At 57.8% G+C, this 4,781-nt stretch carries 5 protein-coding genes and 1 pseudogene; 2 read left to right on the top strand and 4 right to left on the bottom strand.

Annotated elements, in window-relative coordinates; all coding sequences use genetic code 11:
• Positions 1 to 216: pseudogene (locus tag AAC035_RS18755) on the top strand (aspartate aminotransferase family protein); the annotation flags it as partial.
• A gap of 51 nt (positions 217 to 267) precedes the next feature.
• Here the strand turns inward: AAC035_RS18755 and AAC035_RS18750 are convergent.
• The 4 genes from AAC035_RS18750 to AAC035_RS18735 form a co-directional block, all read right to left on the bottom strand.
• Positions 268 to 1,626 (bottom strand): tetratricopeptide repeat protein, encoded by a 1,359-nt coding sequence (locus AAC035_RS18750; RefSeq protein ID WP_339806633.1) that lies wholly within the window; start codon positions 1,624 to 1,626, stop codon positions 268 to 270.
• A 168-nt stretch (positions 1,627 to 1,794) separates the two neighbouring features.
• Positions 1,795 to 2,211, bottom strand: a complete 417-nt coding sequence (locus tag AAC035_RS18745) for a hypothetical protein (RefSeq protein WP_339806632.1) — start codon at positions 2,209 to 2,211, stop codon at positions 1,795 to 1,797.
• Complete coding sequence (locus AAC035_RS18740) at positions 2,208 to 2,882, bottom strand: zf-HC2 domain-containing protein (protein WP_339806631.1); 675 nt, start codon at positions 2,880 to 2,882, stop codon at positions 2,208 to 2,210. The genes AAC035_RS18745 and AAC035_RS18740 overlap by 4 nt, the downstream gene beginning before the upstream one ends.
• 10 nt (positions 2,883 to 2,892) lie before the next feature.
• Positions 2,893 to 3,480 (bottom strand): RNA polymerase sigma factor, encoded by a 588-nt coding sequence (locus AAC035_RS18735; protein WP_339806630.1) that lies wholly within the window; start codon positions 3,478 to 3,480, stop codon positions 2,893 to 2,895.
• Positions 3,481 to 3,721: 241 nt separating this feature from the next.
• On the opposite strand from AAC035_RS18735, the gene AAC035_RS18730 reads away from it, so the two are divergent.
• The gene (locus tag AAC035_RS18730; RefSeq protein WP_339806629.1) at positions 3,722 to 4,654 is read left to right on the top strand and encodes a DUF4382 domain-containing protein; all 933 of its coding nucleotides are present in this window, start codon (positions 3,722 to 3,724) and stop codon (positions 4,652 to 4,654) included.
• The last annotated feature ends 127 nt before the right edge of the window (positions 4,655 to 4,781 follow it).

Below are 4,781 nucleotides of genomic sequence, written 5' to 3'. Positions count from 1 at the left end.
GGCTTCTTCTTCAGTAACGAAGATCGCATCACCCGGTTCGACCAGGTCATGGCCTGCGATGTGGAGCGTTTCAAGGCGTTCTTTCAGGGCATGTTGAAGGAAGGTGTATACCTGGCGCCCTCGGCATTTGAGGCTGGTTTTACAACTGCAGCACTGAGCGACGACGACATAGAAGCTACCATCATGGCAGCTGAGCGGGTAATGGCGACCCTGTGAGGTCCCCGGTCAAGCAAGGATCCCGGCTGGACAGACACGCCTTGAAGCAAGTCAGAAGAGACTGTCAATGCTGACTTGATAGACATGATTGTCATAGCGGTACTGGTTTAGTGAGCTGTCATTGTTGCGGTATCCAGCTGCGACACTGACACTCCAGGCTGCTGTAAGCGCATATTCGGCCGCCAGCTCCACCCCGAAAAGATGATCGACCCGGCGCCCCGACTCCCCCTCGGTATTTCCCGAGAGACGATAGGGGTCCGGGTAATCACTGTAACGATAGGCCAGCTCGCCGCCCAGGGTCCACGACCGCCACCCCCGATAGTCCAGCTTCAGAATAGACTCCTGGCGTCGTGGCGACACGCTGAAAAATTGGTCTTCCTCGGCAATATCCTCCCGGGCATTGAACTCCAGACTCAGGCGGGCAGATGCCCGCCAGTGCTTCCAGTCATGGCGATAGCCTGCCCTGGCGAGATACCGCATGCCCCCGTAACCTTCGAAGCCATCAAACGCCCTCACCCTTGAGACAATCAGGGACAAATCGCAACGGCCATTGTGACTGAAGGATCTGCAGTTGTTTCGCCGGTATTTAAGCAGCAGTGAGGTGTGCATCTCCCGGGGCTCGCCGCCCAACTGGAAGTAACTCTGTCTGAGTCCGGCTTCTCTTCGCGCCTCAACCCCTCGGGAGACCCAAGCCAGACCAAGCTCGCCGGCGTCACTGGTGAATGCATCCTCGGAATGAAACTGACGACGGAAGAGGCTACCGGAGACATGGAGTGCCTGGGCTGACCTCTCGCCCTGCCCCAGTGCCAGAATTGCCCCCTGGCCCGCCAGCACCACTTCGCTGAAGCTATCGGAAAGGCCCGTGGCCACGCTTTCAGGACGCAGCGCAAGATTGTTTTCATAACCCGCTCCCAGGGAGACAAACCTGAGCCAGGGTTCCGAGACCGGAAGGGGGCTGGAGGGCTGCTCCTCCAGCTGTATCTGCGCCAGTTGACGCAGCTTTTGCTCCTCCGTCGTCTCCAAAACCTGCTGAAACCAATGCCTGGCTTCCAGAGGACGTCCCCGGGCCCGGGCCACCAGGCCAAGATTATATCTGGCTAAAGCATCGTGACGACCGGATAACAGCCCCTGAAAAGCTTTCTGTGATAAGTCATATCGTTCGATGCGGTAATAAAGAACACCTAGATTGTAGCGCAGGGAAGGCGATTTCAGACCCCTGGCGCGGGCCGCTTCAAGCAGCTCCCGAGCCTGCTCCAGATCCCCCCGGTCAAAGGCGGCCACACCGGCCTGCATCAGAAACTCAGCGTCGTCTTTCCGGGTGGCAGAAGCCTTATCAGCCAAGGCCCCAAACGGCATCAGAAACAACCCGACCAGCAGGCCTATGAGGGAAAGGTGGAGCAGGCGAGGCAAGCAGATCTCTCCGTGTAATGGCTGTTACCGACAGAGACAGATTAAAAGTGACGGAAGTATAGCAGCACCTGAAAGACGACCAGGAAACAAAGCTCAGCTCAAAGAAAGCTGCGGCAATGAGCTCGGCACCCCACCCGGGAGGGTGCCACGCAAGGCGAGATTACAAGCTCAGGGCGGACCGCCCTTATCCGGCACGTCGGGCCGTCCTCCCGGGTCCATCCCATGTTGCGGACGATCTCCCCCCATTTTGTCCCGGGAAGATTCTGCCGGCAGGTCCAGCCCGTCAGCGCGTCGGCCCCTGGCTTCCTCAGAAATCTGACGTCCCAGGGCGCGCCCTTCGTCGCGCATATCATCGGCCTTGTCATGCCCCCTTGCATCCTCAGAACCGCTCAAGCGTCCTTCGGAGGGATCCGGCAAATGCAGCTCCTGTACGAGACCATCGGCCAGATCTTCGTCGTCAATCACCATCCGCATGGTGACATCAAGGCCATTCCGATCACCGGCCAGAAGGCTTGTCGGGGACAGCACCAAAGCAAGCACCAACGAGGCGATTGAACCGAACCTGAATAGCCTTATGGTGGTCATGAAGACGGCTCCTTACTCCTGTCGCTACCCGTAGCAGGTATGGAAGCCCGAAAGGTCCTGGTATTGCTGCCATCGTCCAGGCGGGCGACGATTTCTCCCCCCTCTGGATAGGCAATACGCAGTGGCAGGGCGATGACATTGTCCCCTGGCTTCAGATTCACCTGCCAGGTCAGCTGGTGTCGCCCGGGGAACGGGGTCAGCTCCACATGTGGAGGCAGTTCAAGGGTAAGACTGACATTATCCAGCTGTGAGCTTGAGGTGAACGCAAGTCTCACCGTCTGCTCCCGGGGCTCAACGGGTGACGCCGCCCGGGTTGTCTCTTCCCGCACTGGTGCCAGCTCCGGCTTCAGGTGCGACCTGGGGGCCAGGGCCAGACCCAGTACCAGCGCGGCAGCAACGGCACCTCCCAAAGCGGGTATGGCCCAGCGCCGTCCGCCAGTATTATCCCGGGAGGTAGCGGCAGCCAACACGCGAGACTCAAAATCCGGAGTTGGTTCAGGAATCCTGGCCTGACGGACAATCTCCCCGGCGATCTGTTGCTGCAACGACAAGCGCCTTGCGCACAAATGGCATCCGGCAATATGCCGCTCCAGCGTCAACGCGTCCGCAGCAGCAATGGCTCCATTCGCGTATTGGTCAATGTACTCACGGGCCTGGCGGCAGCTTATCATTTTGGTCACCTCAATCATCCACACGCTCGCCAGGAACAAAAGGTTCCAGTTCCGCCGCCATGATAACCCTGAGACTGGCGCGACAGCGATGGAGTCGGGACTTGACGGTACCCACAGCGACGCCCAGAACCTCAGCAAGGTCTTCCTGACGCCAGCCATCCACATCATGCAGCAACACCAGAGTACGCTGATCCGGCGAAAGTCTGTCCAGGGCCCTTGCAACGGCACGCTGCAGCTGGTCATCCCCGAGTTGCCGGGCCGGCCCGGCACCACTGTCCACGAGAGTGTCGAGAAAGTCGACCGCCGCATCGTCGGACATCAGGCTCGAAGCCGAGCGATCGGCCTGCCGGCCGCGCTTGCGGGTCAGGTCGATGAAGCGTCGATACAGTACTTTGTTGAGCCAGGCTCCCGGTTGATCTACCTGATAAAGCTCGTCCGCCCGGGGAAATAGCTTGACCAACACATCCTGAACCAGATCCTCGGCGTCTTCACGCTGTCCGGTAAGACGATAGGCAAATCGGTACATGCCGCCGAGATAAGGGCGGACACAAGCGTCGAATCGTCCAGAGCGGGAGCGTCGGAACGGAATGAGTACCACTAAAGCAACCTGGGATTCAGTGTTTGAATGGGCCTTATACCAGAAAAAACAGCAGGGCGCGCAGTCTTCCCTCACCAAGAGCAATGATTGCAGTCTGTACATTTTGTAATATGATCGACTGGAACCTTAGCGAACCAGTGAGCGTTGTATCCTCAGGCGGCACGACTTTTCAGGTCAAAGCGCCAAAGAACACTTAAGGCCCGCGCTTTTCAAGTTTGGGCTCATCCTCGGAGGAGAACGCATGAAATATCAATTGATCAAGAGTTTTGGTGTGGCAACGCTCGCAGCTGCTGTTGCAGCGTGCGGTGGCAGTGGCAGTGGCAGTGGCAGTGGCAGCAATGACAGCAGTTCAACCGGAACCATGTCACTGGACATCACCGATGCACCCACAAGCCAGTTCTCAAAAGTCGTGATCACCTTTACCGGGGTAACCCTCAAGCCCGCCGATGGCGAAGCCATCGTCTTTGATTTTGACGAACCCAAAGTGCTTGACCTGCTGGAACTTCAGGGAGGCGAAACAGCGCCATTGCTGGAAGGCGTGGAAGTTCTGGCAGGAGACTATAACTGGATCCGCCTGACTCTCGACGAGGACAACCTCTATGTTGTTGACGACAGCGACGGTGGAGGCCAGAAAATGCTTGCTGTGCCTTCCTCTGTTCTGAGACTCGTCAGCGGGTTCACGGTGGCTCAAGGTGCCCAGAACAACTTCACCATCGATTTTGACGCCCGCAAATCCATCGTGAACCCTCAAGGTAGCCCGATGGGCGCTGACTATTTCCTGAAGCCGGCCCTTCGCCTGGTCAACAACCTTGACGTTGGCTCCATCAGCGGCCAGGTCGATTATGCCACCATCAACTCCGATGATTCGCTGGTAGCCTGTGACTACGAAGGCTCGGTGTATGTTTATGAAGGCATTGTCGACGAAACAGATCTGTCAGACCTCAACGTCAACGAGACCGAGGGGCAGCCCCTGATGGTCATCCCGGTAACCCTTGAGGAAAGCCTCTTCAGCTACACGGCGGCCTTCCTTAACGAGGGAGACTACACCATCAGTTATTCATGCCAGCTTGATGATAACGAGGACAACGACACTCTGGAGTTCCTGGGAACTCAGAATCTGACGGTTGTCGCCAATACTCAGACCACGGCCGAAACCATTCCACTGACCGAGTAAACCTGTTGGTCAGACTTTACGAGTGAAGTAAAAGCCCCTGCTGAGCAGGGGCTTTTTGGGTCATAACTGATCAGCCCGACTCTGGGCCTGATCGGCACCAGCCACATTGCCCCGGGCCCGGCGTACG

The sequence above is a fragment of the uncultured Marinobacter sp. genome (assembly GCF_963974375.1).
Lineage (GTDB): Bacteria > Pseudomonadota > Gammaproteobacteria > Pseudomonadales > Oleiphilaceae > Marinobacter.
The sequence above is the reverse complement of the archived record's forward strand: the minus strand, read 5'-3'. Positions and strand labels throughout refer to the sequence as shown.

Coding starts and splice junctions, on each gene's coding strand:
- AAC035_RS18745 (WP_339806632.1), bottom strand. CDS start 2,211: ATGACCACCATAAGGCTATTCAGGTTCGGTTCAATCGCCTCGTTGGTG.
- AAC035_RS18740 (WP_339806631.1), bottom strand. CDS start 2,882: ATGATAAGCTGCCGCCAGGCCCGTGAGTACATTGACCAATACGCGAAT.
- AAC035_RS18730 (WP_339806629.1), top strand. CDS start 3,722: ATGAAATATCAATTGATCAAGAGTTTTGGTGTGGCAACGCTCGCAGCT.